The 17,098-nt window shown below is 69.8% G+C and carries 20 protein-coding genes and 1 tRNA gene; 9 read left to right on the forward strand and 12 right to left on the reverse strand.

Annotated features, from left to right (window positions below):
- Positions 1-12: 12 nt before the first annotated feature.
- The 4 genes from IL992_RS03980 to IL992_RS03995 are packed head-to-tail and all read left to right on the forward strand — an operon-like array spanning position 13 to position 3,323.
- Complete coding sequence (locus tag IL992_RS03980) at positions 13-846, forward strand: prolipoprotein diacylglyceryl transferase (RefSeq protein WP_319018324.1); 834 nt, start codon at positions 13-15, stop codon at positions 844-846.
- Entirely contained in the window at positions 843-1,394 is a 552-nt protein-coding gene (locus IL992_RS03985) for a hypothetical protein (RefSeq protein ID WP_193201938.1), read from the forward strand. Before IL992_RS03980 ends, IL992_RS03985 begins: the two co-directional genes overlap by 4 nt.
- Complete coding sequence (locus tag IL992_RS03990; protein WP_319018325.1) at positions 1,391-2,959, forward strand: radical SAM protein; 1,569 nt, start codon at positions 1,391-1,393, stop codon at positions 2,957-2,959. Before IL992_RS03985 ends, IL992_RS03990 begins: the two co-directional genes overlap by 4 nt.
- Before the next feature lie 16 nt (positions 2,960-2,975).
- A complete protein-coding gene (locus tag IL992_RS03995) occupies positions 2,976-3,323 on the forward strand; it encodes a hypothetical protein (protein WP_226872306.1) in 348 nt (115 codons plus the stop codon).
- Positions 3,324-3,487: 164 nt separating this feature from the next.
- Here the strand turns inward: IL992_RS03995 and IL992_RS04000 are convergent, their stop codons facing one another.
- Positions 3,488-4,153: a helix-turn-helix transcriptional regulator gene (locus IL992_RS04000; RefSeq protein WP_193201939.1), complete on the reverse strand. Its 666-nt coding sequence runs from the start codon at positions 4,151-4,153 to the stop codon at positions 3,488-3,490.
- Between the two features lie 82 nt (positions 4,154-4,235).
- On the opposite strand from IL992_RS04000, the gene IL992_RS04005 reads away from it, so the two are divergent.
- On the forward strand, positions 4,236-5,111 hold the full coding sequence (locus tag IL992_RS04005; RefSeq protein ID WP_193201940.1) for an oxidoreductase: 876 nt from the start codon (positions 4,236-4,238) through the stop codon (positions 5,109-5,111).
- A 378-nt stretch (positions 5,112-5,489) separates the two neighbouring features.
- Positions 5,490-6,671, forward strand: a complete 1,182-nt coding sequence (locus IL992_RS04010; protein WP_079320107.1) for an ATP-binding protein — start codon at positions 5,490-5,492, stop codon at positions 6,669-6,671.
- Positions 6,672-6,776: 105 nt separating this feature from the next.
- On the opposite strand, the gene IL992_RS04015 is transcribed toward IL992_RS04010, so the two are convergent.
- Both IL992_RS04015 and IL992_RS04020 read right to left on the reverse strand, forming a co-directional pair.
- A complete protein-coding gene (locus IL992_RS04015; protein ID WP_193201941.1) occupies positions 6,777-7,607 on the reverse strand; it encodes a MauE/DoxX family redox-associated membrane protein in 831 nt (276 codons plus the stop codon).
- A gap of 3 nt (positions 7,608-7,610) precedes the next feature.
- The gene (locus IL992_RS04020; protein ID WP_319018326.1) at positions 7,611-8,582 is read right to left on the reverse strand and encodes a hypothetical protein; all 972 of its coding nucleotides are present in this window, start codon (positions 8,580-8,582) and stop codon (positions 7,611-7,613) included.
- Positions 8,583-8,856: 274 nt separating this feature from the next.
- On the opposite strand from IL992_RS04020, the gene IL992_RS04025 reads away from it, so the two are divergent.
- Positions 8,857-9,357, forward strand: a complete 501-nt coding sequence (locus IL992_RS04025; RefSeq protein WP_193202269.1) for a SigE family RNA polymerase sigma factor — start codon at positions 8,857-8,859, stop codon at positions 9,355-9,357.
- A 3-nt stretch (positions 9,358-9,360) separates the two neighbouring features.
- On the opposite strand, the gene IL992_RS48205 is transcribed toward IL992_RS04025, so the two are convergent.
- Positions 9,361-10,404, reverse strand: a complete 1,044-nt coding sequence (locus IL992_RS48205; RefSeq protein ID WP_193201942.1) for a thermonuclease family protein — start codon at positions 10,402-10,404, stop codon at positions 9,361-9,363.
- A gap of 137 nt (positions 10,405-10,541) precedes the next feature.
- Positions 10,542-11,039, reverse strand: a complete 498-nt coding sequence (locus IL992_RS04035) for a MarR family winged helix-turn-helix transcriptional regulator (RefSeq protein ID WP_193201943.1) — start codon at positions 11,037-11,039, stop codon at positions 10,542-10,544.
- A gap of 98 nt (positions 11,040-11,137) precedes the next feature.
- On the opposite strand from IL992_RS04035, the gene IL992_RS04040 reads away from it, so the two are divergent.
- Positions 11,138-11,701 carry a YceI family protein gene (locus IL992_RS04040; RefSeq protein ID WP_193201944.1) on the forward strand — a complete coding sequence of 188 codons (564 nt, stop codon included), beginning with the start codon at positions 11,138-11,140 and terminating at the stop codon, positions 11,699-11,701.
- A gap of 191 nt (positions 11,702-11,892) precedes the next feature.
- Positions 11,893-11,982, forward strand: a tRNA-Ser gene (locus tag IL992_RS04045).
- A gap of 112 nt (positions 11,983-12,094) precedes the next feature.
- Here IL992_RS04045 and IL992_RS04050 read toward each other — a convergent pair.
- The 7 genes from IL992_RS04050 to IL992_RS04080 all read right to left on the reverse strand — a co-directional run bounded on the left by IL992_RS04050 (position 12,095) and on the right by IL992_RS04080 (position 17,053).
- Positions 12,095-12,400, reverse strand: a complete 306-nt coding sequence (locus IL992_RS04050) for a tyrosine-type recombinase/integrase (protein ID WP_193201945.1) — start codon at positions 12,398-12,400, stop codon at positions 12,095-12,097.
- Positions 12,401-12,478: 78 nt separating this feature from the next.
- Positions 12,479-12,937 (reverse strand): plasmid replication, integration and excision activator, encoded by a 459-nt coding sequence (locus IL992_RS04055; RefSeq protein ID WP_193201946.1) that lies wholly within the window; start codon positions 12,935-12,937, stop codon positions 12,479-12,481.
- 176 nt (positions 12,938-13,113) lie between these two features.
- Positions 13,114-13,581, reverse strand: a complete 468-nt coding sequence (locus tag IL992_RS04060) for a hypothetical protein (RefSeq protein WP_193201947.1) — start codon at positions 13,579-13,581, stop codon at positions 13,114-13,116.
- 24 nt (positions 13,582-13,605) lie between these two features.
- The gene (locus IL992_RS04065) at positions 13,606-14,430 is read right to left on the reverse strand and encodes a protein phosphatase 2C domain-containing protein (RefSeq protein ID WP_193201948.1); all 825 of its coding nucleotides are present in this window, start codon (positions 14,428-14,430) and stop codon (positions 13,606-13,608) included.
- Positions 14,430-15,272, reverse strand: a complete 843-nt coding sequence (locus IL992_RS04070; protein ID WP_319018327.1) for a sigma factor-like helix-turn-helix DNA-binding protein — start codon at positions 15,270-15,272, stop codon at positions 14,430-14,432. The genes IL992_RS04065 and IL992_RS04070 overlap by 1 nt, the downstream gene beginning before the upstream one ends.
- Positions 15,273-15,695: 423 nt before the next feature.
- Positions 15,696-16,214, reverse strand: coding sequence for an ATP-binding protein (locus IL992_RS45830; protein ID WP_319018328.1), 519 nt, complete (start codon positions 16,212-16,214; stop codon positions 15,696-15,698).
- Complete coding sequence (locus IL992_RS04080) at positions 16,211-17,053, reverse strand: Scr1 family TA system antitoxin-like transcriptional regulator (RefSeq protein ID WP_193201950.1); 843 nt, start codon at positions 17,051-17,053, stop codon at positions 16,211-16,213. The genes IL992_RS45830 and IL992_RS04080 overlap by 4 nt, the downstream gene beginning before the upstream one ends.
- Positions 17,054-17,098: the final 45 nt, after the last annotated feature.

Consider the following 17,098-nt stretch of genomic DNA (forward strand, 5'->3'; position numbering starts at 1 on the left):
TAGGGTGGCGTCGTGCTTGAGCATCTGCGTTTCGGCGAGTTGAGCGTGCCGACCCACGCGTTTTTCGTGGGTCTCGGCGTGCTCCTCGCGAGCGTGGTGTTCGTCCTGGAGGCGCGGCGCCGGGGGGCCCTGCGGGAGGAGTCGCTCGTCGCCGTCACCGGCGCGCTGGTCGGCGGGGCGATAGGCATGCGGCTGTCCGGATGGGCCGAGCATCTCGACCCCGCGCTCAACCCCGGCCTTCTCGAGGCGTGGATGTTCGGCGCCCGGAGCATCCTCGGCGGCCTGACCGGCGCGTACGTCGGGGTGCTGGTGGCGAAACGGCTGATCGGCTACCGGGAGCGGACCGGTGACCTGTTCGCGCCCGCCGTCGCGCTCGGCATGGCCGTCGGCCGCATCGGCTGCTTCCTCACCGAGGCCCCCGGCCGTCCCACGAGCCTTCCCTGGGGGGTCCACGCGCCCGCCACCGTCCCGGAGTGCCCCGGCTGCCTGTCCGGGCAGGCCATGCATCCGTCATACCTGTACGAGACCGTGTTCCAGCTCGCCGCCTTCGGCGCGTTGCTGTGGGCGCGGAGCCGGGTCGACAGGCCGGGCGAGCTGTTCACCCTGTATCTGGGCGCGTACGCCGTCTTCCGGTTCCTCGTCGAGTTCACCAGGGCGAACGAGACGGTCTGGCTCGACCTGACCCGCCCGCAGTGGTTCCTCGTCCCGGGGCTCGTGCTCCTCGCCGTCCGCCTCGGGCTCGGATATCGCAAGGGGTTCTACGACCGGCTGCTCCCCCTGCGGGGCGAGCGGCGACCGCTGTTACCGGCCGCCCGGCTGTCGCCTGCGGGCGAGGAGGAGAGATGAGCACACCCCCCGAGCCGCCCGAGCGGCCGAACGACCCGCAGCCGGGCGATCCTCCCCGGCATCCGCCCGTGCCGCCGCCTCCCGGCGCGCCGTACGGTCCGGGCGGCCCGCCGCCGCCTCAAGGCCCGGCCGGCCCGCCGCCGTACGGACCGGGTGGGCCGTATGGGCCAGGTCCCGGCGGGCCGTACGGACCGGGTGGGCCGCGCCCGTGGCCGCCGCCCCAGGCGCAGAACACGACCGGCGTGGTCATCGCGATGACGATCGCGGGGATCGTGGCCTACGTGGTCGTCAACTTCGTGCTCTTCCTCGCGACCCTCGCGGCGGCGGACGGAGTCGCGAGCGAGCACAAGAACGTCGCGCTCATCGGTGGATCGGTGATCCTGGCCCTGATCGCGTTCGGCGGCGGAACGCTGCTGCTCCTTCTCCGTAAGCCCTGGTCGCGGGGGCTCGGGCTGGGGCTGATGATCGGCTGGGCGCTCATGACGATTTTCACCGCCGGCTTCTGCACCGGGATCAACCCCTCGCTCTACACGGACGGTGCACTGTGACCACCGGAATGCCACTGCGGGGAGACCGCATCCTCCGCTACGTCAACGCGTTCTGCCCCCGCTGCCACGACGAGCGGCCGGACCGCCCGCTGGCGGAGGTGCCGCGCCTGTCCGGCTGGCTCGCGGCCCGCGACGGCCGCGTCTTTCTGGAGCGCGGCTGCCGGACCCACGGCATGGTCAGGACCCTCTACGACGAGGACCCGGAGATCCTCGCCTACTTGGAGGAGTGGACCGCCCCCACCAAGGCCCATCTGCCCGACGTCGCCGGCAACTTCGACCCGATCCCGGAGGCGTACCTGCGGGGACTGCCGGAGATGCAGACCCAGCACACGTGCATCCTCCTGGAGGACGTGGCGGAGGCGTGCAACCTGCGCTGCCCGACCTGCTTCACCGACTCCTCGCCCGACCTGCGGGGAATCGTGCCGGTCCGGGAGGTGCTCGCCAACGTCGACCAGCGCCTGGCCCGCGAGAACGGCCGTCTCGACGTGCTCATGCTCAGCGGCGGCGAGCCGACCCTCCACCCCGACCTGCCCGAGTTGCTCGCCGAACTGACGGCCCGGCCCGTCACCCGCATCCTGATCAACACGAACGGGCTCCTGGTGGCCCGGGACGACGCCCTGCTCGACCTGCTCACCGAGCACCGCGAGCGCGTCGAGGTCTACCTGCAGTACGACGGCCTGTCGGCCGAGGCGTCCCGGCACCACCGGGGCGGCGACCTGCGGCGGTTCAAGGCGGAGGCGCTGCGGCGGCTGTCGGAGCGGGAGATCTTCACCACGCTGGTCATGACAGCTGCCCTCGGAGTGAACGACGGCGAGATCGGCGATGTGGTGCGCCTGGCCCTCGACACGCCGTACGTCGGCGGCGTGTCGATCCAGCCGCAGTTCGGCTCGGGGCGGTCCGGCGCGATCGACCCCATGGACCGGCTCACTCACACCGGGGTGCTCAAGCGGCTCGGCCCCCAGACGGGCGGCCTGGTCACCTGGCGCGACCTGACCGCCCTGCCCTGCTCGCATCCGCACTGCTGCTCGGTCGGCTACATGATCAAGGACGACGCCGACCAGTGGCGCTCGCTGACGGCGTTGATCGGGCACGACCGCCTCAAGGAGAATCTCGGGCTCGTCTCCAACCGCATCGCCGACTCCGAGATCCCCCGACAGCTCCGCATGGCCGTGCAGGAGTCGCTGCTCGGCCTGCTGTCGGAGCAGTCGTCGCTGTCGCACCCCGAGATCGGCAAGGTCTGGCGCGACATCTGCGAGAACTGCGACCTCGGGATGACGACCCTGCTGACGCTCGCGTCCTCGGCCCTGCCCGGGCGCAAGCGGCGGCTGCGCCGGTTGCTGGGCGAACGGGTCGTACGCATCACGATCAAGCCCTTCATGGACATGTCCACCATGCTGGAGGAGCGTCTGGTGCAGTGCTGCGTCCACGTCGGCACCCGCTCGGACCAGGACCAGTGCGCGCCGTTCTGCGCCGTGCAGGCGTGGCCCGCGCTCGCGCGTCAGCGCCTGTCCGCCGTCGCCGCGGCCGACGTCGGCGTACGGCTCCCGCTGCTGGAGATCACATGAGAGGCGTGACGCGGCGGTGACCGCCGACGGAGAACCGGCGCCCGGCGACCGGCCGACCGGCGTCGCGTACGAGCAGGCGCGCGCCGCCGAGTCGGCCCGGGCGTCCGAGGGCGGGCAGGCCAAGCCGTACGACCCGCTGAGGCTGTGCGTCTACGCGACGGTGGCGCTGCTCGCCTGGCTGTTCGGAGCGTGGGCCGTGCTCGGGTTCGCGGCCCTCGGGTTCGCCGGATACTGGCGGGCCCGCCGCGCCGGGCTGACCAGGAGCAAGTGCTATCTCAGGGACACCCGGCTCGTCCTCGCCTACCTGGGACTGATCACCCTGGTCGCCGCGGCGGCCCTCGTGCTCCCGCACACGCTCCGTTAGGCGTGAAGTGGGCCATGACATAGTCGTGGTCGTAGTCCCGATGCGTGAGATGGAAGTCCGACTCCGAGGCGCAGAGCTCGAAACGGGAGCTGAGCGCGAGACCGAAGCCGGTGCCCGTCGCACTGATCGTCGCACTGCCGGCGCACGGAGGATCGGGGGTGCCGCTATCCCGTGAGTCCGAGTTCGCCCGCGCGCAGCCCGGCCTGGAAGCGTGAGCCGGCCTCCAGCGCGTCCATGAGCTCCGCGACACGCCTGCGGTACGTACGCAGCGACAGGCCGAGATGCCGCGCCGCGGTCTCGTCGGTGTAGCCCGCACCGAGCGCGCGCAGGACGGCCCGGCTGTCGTCGTCGAGGTGCGGCGCGTCGCCGCGCAGGTAGGCGGTCAGCTCGGTGGCGGCGTCCCAGGCGGCCAGGAAGAGGGAGTACACGCCGTTCACCAGGGTGGGTGAGGTGGTCACGGTGTACTCGCGGGGGCCGGGCCGGTCCCGTTCCGCGAGGATCATCACGCGCCGGTCGATGACGATCGTCTCGTGCGGCAGCGGTGTGGAACTGATGCGCACCTCGACGCCGGTGGTCATGACCTCGCGCAGGTGCGCCCGCGCGGCCTCGTCGGCGAGGGCGACGGGGGTGAACAGCTTCTTGACGGCCAGACCGGAGGTGCCGGGGCCGGGCATCCGCCGGGTTATGGACTGCCGTGCCTCGGGCCGCGACCACGTGTCGAGATCGCGGGCCGCGCACGCGAACACGTGCCGGGCACCGGTGAACAGGTGACCGGCACGGGCCACGAGCTCCGCGTCGCCGCGGACCGTGATGACCTTATCGGCTGTCACCCCCTCATTATGACCCCGCAGGACGTGGCAGCTTGCTGCCATCGCGTTGGCCGTCGTCCTCGGCTGCACGAGGCTGACGGGTATGACGACGAACACGAACGCCGCGCTCGGCGGCACGTTCCTCCTCGGCGGCGACCTCCCCGTTCACCGGCTCGGCTTCGGGGCCATGCGGCTGCCGATCGGCACCTTCCAGGGCGCCGTCCGCGACCCGGAGACGGGCGTCGCCGTCCTCCGCCGCGCCGTCGAGCTCGGCGTGGACCACATCGACACGGCATGGTTCTACCGGCGGGAAGGCGTGGCTTCCAACGACCTGATCCGCCGGGCGCTCGCGCCGTACGCGGACGACCTGGTGATCGCGACCAAGGTCGGCCCCCTGCTCGACGAGACCGGAATGCCGAGCGGCGAGGCCGGCCCGGCCGAGCTGCGCGGGCTGGTGGAGGACAACCTGCGCACCCTCGGCGTGGAACGGCTCGACCTGGTCTACCTGCGGGTCGGCGGCATGAGCGGCCCGGGCGGCGTCTCGATCTCCGACAGGTTCGCGGTCCTGGCCGAGCTTCGCGAGGAGGGACTGATCAGGCACCTGGGCCTCAGCAACGTCGACGCCGATCAGTTGGACGAGGCGCTGGCGATCGCCCCGGTGGCCGCCGTGCAGAACAGCTTCCACGTGCAGGACAGGGGCGACACCGAGCTCCTGGCCCGGTGTGAGAAGGACGGCATCGCCTTCGTGCCCTTCTTCCCGCTCGGCGGCGGGTGGCGGCCCATCGACCAGGCGCGCCTGGCGGCGGTGATGGAGCGCCACGGGGCCACCGCCCCGCAGATCGCGCTCGCGTGGCTGCTGGCGACCTCGCCCGCGGTGCTCGCGATCCCCGGCACGGGGTCCCTCGACCACCTGGAGGAGAACATGGGGGCGGGACGGATCCGGCTGACGCCGGAGGACCTGGCCGCCCTGGAGGACTAGGCCGCGCTGCGGACCCGTGCGAGCCGGTGAACGACGGCGTTTGACGGAGCTTTCGTGGAAAGCTCGCGCAGGTGTTCGATGACGCGCTACAGTCATGGCCATCGGATCGAACACGGGTTCGGTCGAGTCCTGGCAGGTAAGGGGTGTGTGATGGCTGTGCCCACGGTGTCCGCCGCCCCCGTTCCGGCCGTCGCCGTTTCCGTGGCGTTCGATCCGATCGTGCCCTCCCCGGCTCCGCCCGCTGTCGTCCCGGTCGTCCCGGTTCAGGCTCCGCCCACCGCCGGGCGGTGCGTGCCGAGGCCGCGCCGGGCGACACGCCGTAGCGCTCTCTACGGAAATCTACGACGGCCGCTATATCCCGTCATAAAGTCCGAGAGCGTGGACCCCGTGCGCAATCCCTACGCCCCCGGCGCCGGCCAGCGCCCCCCGGAACTCGCCGGACGCGACCGCGAGCTGCAGCAGTTCGAGATCGTGCTTGAGCGGGTCGCCCGGGGCCGCCCGGAGCGGAGCATGGTCCTCACCGGCCTGCGCGGCGTGGGCAAGACCGTCCTGCTCAACACGTTCAAGTCGATGGCCATGCAGCGGCTGTGGGGCACCGGCAAGATCGAGGCCAGGCCCGACCAGTCGATCCGCCGCCCGGTGTCCGCCGCGCTGCACATGGCCATCAGGGAGCTCGCCCCCCGGCACCGCGCCCCCGAGCGCATCGAGGAGTTCCTCGGCGTGCTCAAGGCGTTCGCGATGCGCGATCCCGCCGCGGCGAAGGGCACCTCGCACTGGTCACCCGGCATCGACGTGCCCGCCGCGCGCGGCCGGGCCGACTCCGGCGACCTGGAGATCGACCTCACCGAGCTGTTCGTCGACGCCGCGGGCGTGGCGACGGACCTCGGCGTCGGGATCGCGCTGTTCATCGACGAGATGCAGGACGTGCAGGCGCCGGACGTCTCGGCCCTGTGCGCGGCCTGCCACGAGCTGTCGCAGAACGGCGGCCCGTTGATCGTCGTCGGCGCCGGCCTGCCCCATCTGCCGAGCGTGCTGTCGGCGAGCAAGAGCTACTCCGAGCGGCTGTTCCGCTACGCGCGCATCGACCGGCTCGACCGGGACGCCGCCGACCTGGCGCTCATCGCCCCGGCCGCCCGCGAGGACGTCGAGTTCACCCCCGACGCGCTCGACGCGTTGTACGAGGCGGCCGACGGCTACCCCTACTTCGTCCAGGCGTACGGCAAGGTCGCCTGGGATTTCGCCCCGCGCAGCCCGATCACGGCCGAGGACATCAAGGTGTCCGCCCCGGAGGCCGAGGAGGAGCTCGCGGTGGGCTTTTTCGGCAGCCGATATGAGCGGGCCACCCCCGCCGAGCGGGACTACATGCACGCCATGGCCCAGCTCGGCGACGACCCGGTGCCGACCGCCGAGGTGGCCGAGGCACTGGGTCGCAAGCCGTCGAGCCTGTCCCCGGCCCGCGACAGCCTGATCAAGAAAGGCCTGATCTACAGCGCCGAGCGCGGCGTGATCGGGTTCACCGTTCCGCATTTCGGGAGGTTCCTCCGTGCGCAGCCGCTCTGATCGGCGCGCCCATCGACCTCTCTACGGCTTTCTAGAGGGGAAGCTAGAGAGCCGTAGAGAGTTGAAGTGAAAGTCCTCGATGCGGGAATCTACGCCTGTATAGCGTCAGGCCGATACAGGCGTAGATTCCCGCAGAGAGGCGTCGCCGGGGTCATCGGCCGCAGCCACACGTCCGTCGGCGTCGACCACGACGGCGCGTACGGCGGGACGCCGACCGCTGAGCTGCACGGCGAACACGACCTCCGCGTCCCCCTGGGCGGGGAAGACGAAGAAGCGCCAGCACAGCTCACGCCACATGTCCGACGGCTCCTCCGTCAGCAGTGACCCTGCGTGGGCCCGCCACGCCGCGCTCGCCCGCAGGCGCGACAGCGCCCGTCCGGGCGGCATCGGCCGCTGCTCGCACGGCGGCCGGTGACGCAGGCGGGAGACGATCTCGTCGATCTCGGGTGAGCAGGCGAGCAGCAGGGCGACGCCCCCGCCGATCCAGGGCGCCGTCGCCGCGGTGACATGAGGCAGGCCTGTGACGCCGTCGGCCCCGGCGAGGGCCGCCATCGCGGTCAGCGCCGCGGCCCGGCCGATCGACCGCAGCCCGACCGGCGCGTCGCTCACGTCTCCGAAGCAGCCGCACCCCACGTCCGGCCGCCGCCTGCGCAGATCCCACAGGACGTACGTCGCCATGGCGAAGAACGCGGCCGGCAGCCACCGGGCGACCGGGTGATCCACGACCAGCAGGCCGGCCGCCAGGGCGAACTCGACCAAGGCGCAGGCGATCATGGCCGGCCTGGCGAAGCGCTCGGGCATGAGCACCGCCGGGCCGAGCCGGGCCAGCGCGCCCGGCGACGCCTCGCGCCCGACCGTGGCCAGCTTGGCGACGCCGCCCAGCGCCAGCGTCGCCACGAGGATCGGCAGCGCGGCGGCCGCGATTGTCGAAAGCACCGGTCACCCCAATCCGACGCGGGCGTTGAAGCAGCCCTTGGTCAAGTCTCCTCCGAGCGCGACGTACGAGGACGCGGTCAGTTCCACGATCCTGCCGCGCGGGGACGTGCCGCATTCCAGACATCGGTCACAGAACCGCCCAGTCAGGCACCCGCACGCGACGATCGGCAGCGCGTCCGCCCGGCCGTCGCACACGTTGCGTACGCGCAGCAGCGAGCCCAGCGCGAGGTACGGCAGGCCGGCGCAGGAGACGCCGGAGTCGTCACAGCCGGTGTCCTCGCGTTCGAGCATGGGATAGGCGACGCCCTGCGTGATGCCCTCCTCCGCGCAGTCCGTGAGGTCCGCCCACACCGCCGTGCCCGAGATGCCCGCCTCGCTTCCTCCGTACGTCAGCGTGGGCGGGGGCACGGCCGTGGCCCGGTAGGGCGGCTGCGAGGTCGCCGGGAGATGCGCGAACGACGTGCCCTGGTCGAGCAGCCCGATCGCGTCGAACAGGAAACCCGGCTCCAGCTTGGGATGCCGCACCCGGATCCGCCCGGAGTAGCGGTAGGGCACGACGATGGAGCGTTCCCGGCGATGTGGACCGCAGTCGAGTTCGACGGTGAGGTCGCGCCTGCCGCTGACCTGCCGGATGACGCCGGTGATCCGGGTGATGTCGGCCCAGACGCGCTCGGCGACCGTGCCTCCGCGCAGTGCCCGGATGACGACCCGGGCTCCGGCCGGCAGATCGGCGGGCGCCACCGTGCCCCCGCGCCACGCGGTTGCCCATGGCGCGATCACCAGGCGCCGCTGCTCGCCGTCGGCGGTCTCGAGGATGATCAGGTGCGGGCTCACGTCGAGGAGGTCGCCGCTGACCACGTCGAACGGCTCCGTCTCCTCCGGCGAGCGCGGCGCGGGCCGGGGGTCGCGGCCGAGAACCGCCGCCGTCAGCTTCCGCCTTCGCTCTCCGGCCCGGTTCGGCATCGCCCCTTCCACGCTCTCCAGCCTCACATGCCGGACGGGGATGGAGAGGCGTTTTTCCGGGCGATGGTGGCGTCCGGGATCAATATTCCTCCTCCCGGTGCAAGGCGTTGCCACCCGTTTCGGGCAAACCACTGCCCGGCAGGACGTACGGCATGCGCTACGGGCCGCCACCGGCTTGCCCGGTCTTTGCCCAGGCGGGTGCGAAACCTGGATTTCGGTTCAGCCGGATCCGGGGGCGCGGCTGCGATTCTGGCACGAGATGCCTCTCTGGCCGGGTTGGTGATCCCTGATCGTGAACCATGAGGAGTTCCGCACGTACGTCCAGTCTCGCGGGGCGGCCCTGCTCCGTGTGGCCAACCAGTTGACCGGCAACCCCACCGACGCCGAGGACCTCCTGCAGACCGCCCTCGCGCGTACGTACCTCGCGTGGGACCGCATCCGTGACCGGTCGTCGCTCGACGGCTACGTGCGGCGGGCGATGGTGAACATCAACATCTCCTGGTGGCGGCGGCGCAAGCTGGAGGAGTACCCCTCCGAGGAGCTTCCCGACGTACCGGTGCAGCAGGATGCGCGGCACCGGTACGACGAGCTGGAGCAGGCGCTCGACCGTCTCCCCGCCAGGCAGCGTACGGCGATCGTGCTGCGCTACTACGAGGACATGACCGAGCCCGAGATCGCCAGGACCCTCGGGATCAGCGTGGGCACGGTCAAGAGCTCGGTCTCGCGCGGCATGGCCAAACTGCGCGGCGACCTGGTCGTGCCCGACGCCCGCAAGAGGGTCAACTGACCGTCACCTCTCGCAGACCACGCCGTCATTGTCGCGGTCCTCGTACCACACGTACTCAGGGTCGGTGCCGCGGTAGTACGGGCCGTATCCGTTGGCGTTCGCATCCTCACAGGTGTCGTACTTGGGGTCGAGCGACCCGTTCGAAGCACTGGGGCTGGCGCTCGGGTTGGGGCTGGGAGTGGGGCTCGGGGAGGGCCGCACCGTGGCGACCGAGCCGGGAGTGGCCCCCTGCGGAATGGGCTCGAGGGAGTACGTCGTGCCGGGTGGGGCCGGAGAAGCGTCCACCGGCTCGATCGGCGCCGGGGTCGCGCCGCCGGCCCCCGGCGGGGGCTGGACGCTCTCACGCTTGTCGTACGTGTCGGCCGCCCAGCAGCCCGACCACAATCCCAGCTTGTCGGTCTGCGCGCGCACCTGCTCCCAGTACTGCCAGTCGGTGTAGCTGTGCTCGGGGAAGGAGTTCACGGTCTGGGCCAGGCCGTTCCTGACCATGTCGCCGTTGACGTAGACGCCCTTGGGCGACCACAGATAGATCAGGATGCGCCCCTGCTCGGGAACCTGCTCGGCGGCCCGGACCCACGCCGGCTTGCCGGCCGGTAGCAGGGCCTTCAACCGGGCGGCCGCCTCCTGGGACCAGCAGACGCCCTTGGCGGGGGCGTCCGCCTCCAGCAGGCCGATCCGTACGGTCCTGCCGCTCGTGGTGACGACATCGGCGGTGTCGCCGTCCACGACCTTCTTCACGGTCACCTGGACGGCGTCCTTCGGCACGGTCTTCGGCCGTGGCGTATTGACCGGCGTGGTCTTCGTCGTCTTGGGGACGGCCTTGGGGGTGATCGTCCTCGTCACGGTGACCGTCGGCTGCGGGTTGGGGCTCGGGCTGGTCGCGGCGGGCGTCTGCGAGGCCGTCGTACTCGGACTCGGACTCGCACTCGGACTCGGACTCGGACTCGGACTCGCCGTGGCCGCGGCGAACGCGGAGGTGGAAGCGGCGACGGGAACGGCGAGGGCCGCGGTGGCGAGGACGGCGAGTGCGCGTGAGGGGAAACGCACGGGCGCTCCATGGGCTCGGGTACGGGGGACTGCGTCGGCTGTCGTGGAGCCGTTTCCTGGATTACGGAGTCCACCAGAAATCGATCGTTTACGCCAGTCCGTCCGGTCGGTTCCCTCGAATCACGTTCTGCCGGGACTCAGCCCGTCCTGGCCCGCGCCGTCCTGCTCGCCTCCCGTACGCCGGCGGTCGCGCAGGGCCGTACGACGTCGCGGATCACCCGCAGCGCCTTCAGGAAATCGGCGAGCTGGGTTTCGGTCAGCAGCCCGGTGAACCAGGTCTCGATGTCCTTGACGTGCTGGGGGAGCACCGTCCGCAACCGTTCCGCCCCCACCTCGCTCAGCACGGCGTACGAGGCGCGGCGGTCGGTGGCGCAGGCATGCCGTTCGACGAGCCCGTCACGTTCCAAGCGGTCGACCACACGGGTGATCCCGCTCGTGGACAGCGACGTCTGGGCCGCGAGGTCGCTCATCCGCAGGCGTCGTTCGGGGGAACGCGCAAGGCGGATCAAGGTCTCGAAGTCGACCTCGGACAGTCCGGCGGCGGCCAGCGTGGGGCTGGTCTTGGCGACCAGCCCGGTGAAGACCTCCGCGAGCAGGCCCATCGCCGTGAGCCGGGGGTCGTCGAATGGGTCCATGACCCAAGTCTACGGCACGATAGTTGACGTGAGGAATATTTCTCCGGTAGACATTTGCTGAGTGAGACATCCGCACAGCAACAATCTGGGGAGCAGCCATGAGCATCCGTGAGTGGGAGGGCCTGAAGGTCCCGACGGCCGGCGAGTTCGCGCTGGACAAGGCCCACACGCGCGTCGGCTTCGTCGTCAAGCACATGATGGTCAGCAAGGTCCGCGGCCACTTCGCCGACTACGAGGGCAAGATCGTCATTGCCGAGAACCCGCTCGAGTCCAGCGTGGACGTCGTCATCAAGGCGGGCACGATCGAGACCGGTGCGGCCGACCGCGACGGCCACCTGCGGAGCGACGACTTCCTGAGCGCCGACAAGTTCCCCGAAATCACCTTCCGCAGCAAGCGGGTGAGCAACCTGTCGGGCAACGAGTTCACGCTCGTCGGCGACCTCACGATCCGTGACGTGACCAAGGAGGTCGAGCTCAAGGTCGAGTTCAACGGCGCCGCCAACAACCCGTGGGGCCAGGAGATCTTCGGGTTCGGCGCGGAGACCGAGATCGACCGCGAGGAGTACGGTCTGACCTGGAACCAGGCCCTGGAGACCGGCGGTGTCCTCGTCGGCAAGAAGGTCAAGATCGAGATCGAGGGCGAGGCCGTCCGCCAGGCGTAGCCTGTGCCGACGCTGAGGCGGGTTATCCACACTGTGTGCACAGCCCTTGTCCACAACCTGTGGACAAGGGCTGTGCATCGATCCAAACGTCCCGTGGCGTGGATTCCCAGCACAGGGGCGAACGTCACCCGGCAATCCGCTTTGCCGCCTTGGGCGATCGCCGGTACGCTGTGCTGAGCAACGCGCTACCAGGAGGCTTCGCCTAGTCAGGTCTATGGCGCCGCACTGCTAATGCGGTTTGGGTCTTAAGCCCATCCGGGGTTCAAATCCCCGAGCCTCCGCAGATCAAAGCCCCTCTCGCTGACTTCAGCGAGAGGGGCTTTTTGATCTCCACAGGGCCTCTAGTTGCAGTTCTAGTTGCAGTTGCTCTCAGCCTTCGGGTTGCGGGCGCTTTCAGTCCTCGCCCCACAGGGCCGCCCCCATGCGCTCGCTGGCGTCCTGCACCTGGGGACTGGCGATGTGGGTGTAACGCTCAGTGGTCGTCACCCGCGCGTGGCCGAGGATCTCCTGCACGACCCGGATGTGGACGCCCTGCTCGACGAGTAGGGTCCCGGCGGTGTGGCGGGCGTCGTGGAGGCGGGCTTCCCTGACCCCGGCCTGGCGCAGGAGTGCCTTCCACATCTTGTAGTCCTCGCTGCGCTCCATCGGCCGGCCCCGCCTCGTCGGGAAGAGCAGGTGCGTGATCCTCCCAGAGCTCACCGGCCTCCGCGCGTTCGGCGTCCTGGCGCTTCTTGTGCTCACGGAGGATCGGAAGCAGCTCGGGCGGACACTGGAGGGTCAGACGGCTCCGGCCCTTGCGTTGCCGAAAGACGATGCCGCCGCCCGTACGCTTCGGGCACCGGTCGGCGTGGCCGGTGCAGTCCTTGGCGCATGTTCGCGTCGGGCAGACGTGGCCGCGCTTTGTCTCGAGTAGGCCAGCCGCCCCGTCGCCTGGTGGACGTACGGCTTGACCTCCAAGCCCTCGAACTCGGCCGGGGCCAGCGGCACGCCCGGCAGCGACGGCGGGACGACCGGCTGAACCTCGGCGAGGATCTTCACGGTCACCGTCTTCTGCGCGGCCTTGAGCGAGGGGTCGGCGTCCATCACCGGGACCTGCCAGATCGGCAGGCCGGTCGCCTTGTCCTTGGCCTGGGTGTCCCGCTTGGCGTCGAAGTCCTTCGCCGCGGTCACCTCGCCCACGACGTAGCAGCCGTGCGGGAACAGCAGCTCGAAGCTGATCGGGATGGGTCCTTGCATGCCACGTTCACCATCTCCTTGTCTACCCCCCTAGACGGCGACGGCCGTTCCGTCACGAGAACTGTCTAGGGGGCTATGCGGAAGACGATAGCTTGCATCTACCCCAACTGTCTAGGGGGGTAAACGACAGTCGTGAGGGAGGTTGTAGGCCAGCAGCGTGGGGTGCGATTAGAACGTCAGATATGGGTGCGAATCTGTCGCACGGGATGTCCGAGCGCGGCACCGAGGACGGCTAGTTCCTCGTCGCTGAACCAGGCGCGTTGGGGATTCCAGACGGCAATCTCGAAGCGGGCGAAGCCGCATGGCCAGTCGTATTCCAGGGCATCGAGCGATGAGTCGGCACCGCAGCAAGGGGCCTTGACGGTGAGGTTCGCGAAGCCCTCGTCGGAGTGTGCTTCCAGGAGATCGTGCCACCATTCGGTGTCGATCGAGGCGCCGCAGTGCGGGCAGCCGATCCTTTCCAAGTTCGCGCCACAGGCGATGACGGCAATGTTGTCGTGCCACTCCACGTCTACTTCGGCATCCACGCCGTCTGGCTCGCCCGGGGCCAGGTCCGCCACGATTGCCGCAGCGCGTTCGGCCGCGTCCCGTGCGGGCTGCCAGTGCGGATCAGTCGGAATGATCGACAGGATGTCGTCGCTCACAGACGTACTCGATTCGCCCCTACCTCATTCATGGACCATGACGTTAGCCGCTGTTGCGTCGTCGTGGGTCTTGCTGCGTGGCCAGCGTTCGCCGTGGGGGTCGGAACGCTCGGCTTCGCGGACCCTGCCTATTAGCCCAGTCGGACCGTCCTGCGTGAGGACGTTGAGGAGCTGCCGCCAGGTGATGAGCCGGTAGCGGCTGACGGCGTCGGTGGCCCCATCGGTCACCAAGGCCGCGGCGTGTACCTGGCCGGTGGGGATGGTGCCGGTGAGGGCTTGGTCAGCGGCGAGAGGGTCGGTGGAGGCGACCCAGAAGCCGCCGTCGCGGTTGCGGTATTGGCCGAGGGTTTCGACGTACTCGCGGCGGGCTTCGGCGTGTTCGGGTGTACCGACGGGCAGGCTGTCGAGCCGTACCCGGTGAGGTGCGGCAACCTGTTCTAGCCGGTCATCGCAGATCACCATCGGCTCGGGTGTGCCGGTGTCGAGGATGAGGGTGGAGTCGCCGAGGACGAGCCAGTCGAGGTGGTCGGCGGTGTGGCGGAGCATGATGACGGTGGCGGAGGGGGAGCCGCCGTGCGTCAGGTCGCAGGTGAAGTCGTGCAGTGAGGTGACGCGCTTGATGCCCTGGGCGAGGAGTTCGGGCAGGGGGCCGGCGCTTTGGGTCATCTCGGCGAGCAGGGTGGAGCCGAGGGTGTGGGAGTACCAGCGCACGCTGTGAGAGCAGGTCGAGGTGACACCTGGGGGGATGCTGGCGCCGTCGAGCAGGACGACGGCGTCGGCGGTGGCGCCGATGAAGTCTTCGTTGGGCCGGTCGGGGTGGGCGGGCTGGCTGGCGAAGGCGACGCGCATCAGGTGTCCTCGTGCCGGTAGAGCGGGCTGGCCAGTTCCGCCCGCACTGGTTCCCCACTTTGCGGGTCGTATTCGACTCCCACCACGCAGGAGAATCGGCGGTCGCCGACCTGCCCCCACAACGTGGCGATCTCGCTGGCCAGTAGGTGGATGACGCTGAGGGAGCCGTTGGGGTGGATGCCGGCGATGGCCAGGAACGACCCGTTGCCGTCCGGGCGGGGCAACCGACCGAGGAAGGCCGAGTCGGTCGGCTGGGCGGGGTCGAGCTGGGAACCGGACCGGTACTCGCGGCCGGTGCGGGTGTCGAGGAGCTTCCAGCCGGTGTCGTCGCGGTCCCAGCGGATGACCGGGTCGGCGTCGTACGCGGTGCGCATGGCCTCGGACATGCGGGGGCCGCAGATGACGAGCAGCCCTGGGCGGTTGAGGTCGATCTGCCCGTCAACGGTGACGTTGTCGGTGGCCACGGTCAGGCCGAAGGTCCGGGCGAGGTCTTCCAGGCGCTTGCCGGCGCGCATGTCGTCCAGCGCGACCATGGAGCGGCCGGTCGCGGCGTCGTGCCGCAGCGGGGTCACCACGGTTACCGACCCAACGCCGAGGAACGCGCCTTCGGGGGCGGGGCCGGTGTGGCGGATCTGGTGGATACGCCCGCGGGACAGGCCGGCCTTCTCGGCGATCTGCGCGTACGACATGCCCTGGGCGTGGAGTTCTTGGATGACACGGCGGCGCAGCCGGGCCAGTTCGGTGACTTCTTGCTGGGCGGCGTTGAGTCGTTCGGTGGCGACCCGGAGCAGCAGATAGGGATCGTCGATCGCGGCGATTTTGTCCAGGTCGCTCGGTGGCACGGCTCCTCCTCGATGGTATGCACCCGAGTCTAGGCCCCTAGACGAAATGCCGTCTATCCCTCTTGACAGTACGGTTTTGAGGGGTTTGCCAGCGGTTGGGTCCACGGCCCGGATCGCCGAGCGCCGGTTGGGGACACCGCGCGGACTCACCGAGCCATCCCCCGTCAGCAGGGCCGCCCAGATCTCACGCGCCTGGGCGATGGGCCAGCGATGGGTCTCGCGGATCTCGGGTGCGTCCTCGTTCTGGAGAGTGCGTCGGATGAACCCCTGTCCACCCGCCTGGCACAACCCATAGACAATGGCCAGGCAGTCGCAGGTCCAGGCGAGCACGCGCACCCGCGCCCCGTCCGAGGGCTCGAACCAGGCCAATTTCCTGCACCCCGGGTTGCCGGCGATCGGGGACGTGCGGGCTCACGCAGCTCATCACCGGCACGTCGCCTGGGCGGCGGCTGCGATGGGGTCGACCTTGAGCAGCGCCCAGACGGTACGGCCGGCCTGGTTTCCGTACACGCCCCAGTTGTCGGCCAGGGAGGCGACCAGCAGCAGGCCGCGGCCGCCCTCGTCGTCGGTGGGGCGGACGAGCCGGGGAAGGCCGGGGCCGCCTTCGTCGGTGACGCCGATCCAGATCTGATCGGGTTCGGCCTGGATGCTGACGATGAACTTGCCGCCAAAGCGGGCCGAGGCGGTGTGCCGGACGGCGTTGGTTGCCAGTTCGCTCACGATGAGTTCGGCCGACTCGACCACGGGCCAGGCTCCGAGGGAGGCGGTGATGAAGCGGCGGGGCTTCGGTGACCGAGGCGGGGCGGCCGAGGAAGTGCCGGGACAGGCGCCATGGGGGGCATGGGACACGCTCCGTCGTATAGGGGGGTAGACATGCCTTCGACTGGAGCGTATGACCAACGCTAGAACTATCTCAAGGAATACGACGCATAAATGCGTCACTCATCGAGCTGCTTCGCCAGCTCCCCGAAGTCCGCCCCGATCTCACCCAGCAACGCCCGCAACTCATCCCCGTACACAGCCGCGCCAGCGAACGCCTCGAACGCCTCTTCATGGGCGCCGATCTCGTCGGCCTCCGTCAGTGTGAGATCACCGGTCAGGCTCTCCACCACACTCACGGACCCGTCGAAGATGGTGAACCCGTGCAGGGGGAAGGCTGGCGTCTCTGTCTTCCACGACACGATGCCAAGCCGGACGTGCGGCAGCGTCGAGACCTGGGCCAACCGGTCGAGCTGGGCCAGCATCAACGACGGCGATCCCGGCCAGGTACGCACCGCGCCCTCAGTCAGCACAAACGCGAACCGCCGGCTCTCCTCGAACAGCACGGCTTGAGCATCGACCCGTACCGCGGCGGCCTTGGCCGCATCGTCCTCATCCACATCCCGGCCGATCGCCACCGCCAGCCGCGCATACTCCGCCGTCTGCAACAGGGCTGGGATCATCGCCGAGGAGAAGGCCGCCATCCACTTCGACGAGCGCACCCGCGCAGCGTTCGCCGCCTCCCTGCCAGCAAGACCGCCCTTTAGCCGGGACACCTCATCTCGTAGCCGCACGAGCAGCATGTCCAACTCGCGACGCGCATCATTATCGAGTTGGAGAGCAGCCGACACCCGCTCAACCGTCTCCGGTGTCGGCAACAGCTGCCCCGTCTCCATCCGCGAAATCGTCGGCTGCGCCACCCCGGCCAGCTGCGCCAACTCCTTACCCGTTAACCCCGTATCCTTACGCAGTCGTCGCAGCAACATACCCAACTCGCGCAACCGCTCCTGGCGTTCCTCCACTTGGATTTTCTATCACAAAACTTGATCGTTGTGAGTTGTAGGGGA

Origin of the sequence: Microbispora sitophila, assembly GCF_014892245.1 — a bacterium.
Classification (GTDB): Bacteria; Actinomycetota; Actinomycetes; order Streptosporangiales; family Streptosporangiaceae; genus Microbispora; species Microbispora siamensis.

Excerpts from the sequence above, each read along its gene's own strand:
- IL992_RS04005 (WP_193201940.1), top strand. The coding sequence starts at position 4,236 with ATGACGACGAACACGAACGCCGCGCTCGGCGGCACGTTCCTCCTCGGC.
- IL992_RS04040 (WP_193201944.1), top strand. The coding sequence starts at position 11,138 with ATGAGCATCCGTGAGTGGGAGGGCCTGAAGGTCCCGACGGCCGGCGAG.
- IL992_RS04065 (WP_193201948.1), bottom strand. The coding sequence starts at position 14,430 with ATGCGCGTCGCCTTCGCCAGCCAGCCCGCCCACCCCGACCGGCCCAAC.
- IL992_RS04035 (WP_193201943.1), bottom strand. The coding sequence starts at position 11,039 with ATGGACCCATTCGACGACCCCCGGCTCACGGCGATGGGCCTGCTCGCG.
- IL992_RS04055 (WP_193201946.1), bottom strand. The coding sequence starts at position 12,937 with ATGCAAGGACCCATCCCGATCAGCTTCGAGCTGCTGTTCCCGCACGGC.
- IL992_RS03985 (WP_193201938.1), top strand. The coding sequence starts at position 843 with ATGAGCACACCCCCCGAGCCGCCCGAGCGGCCGAACGACCCGCAGCCG.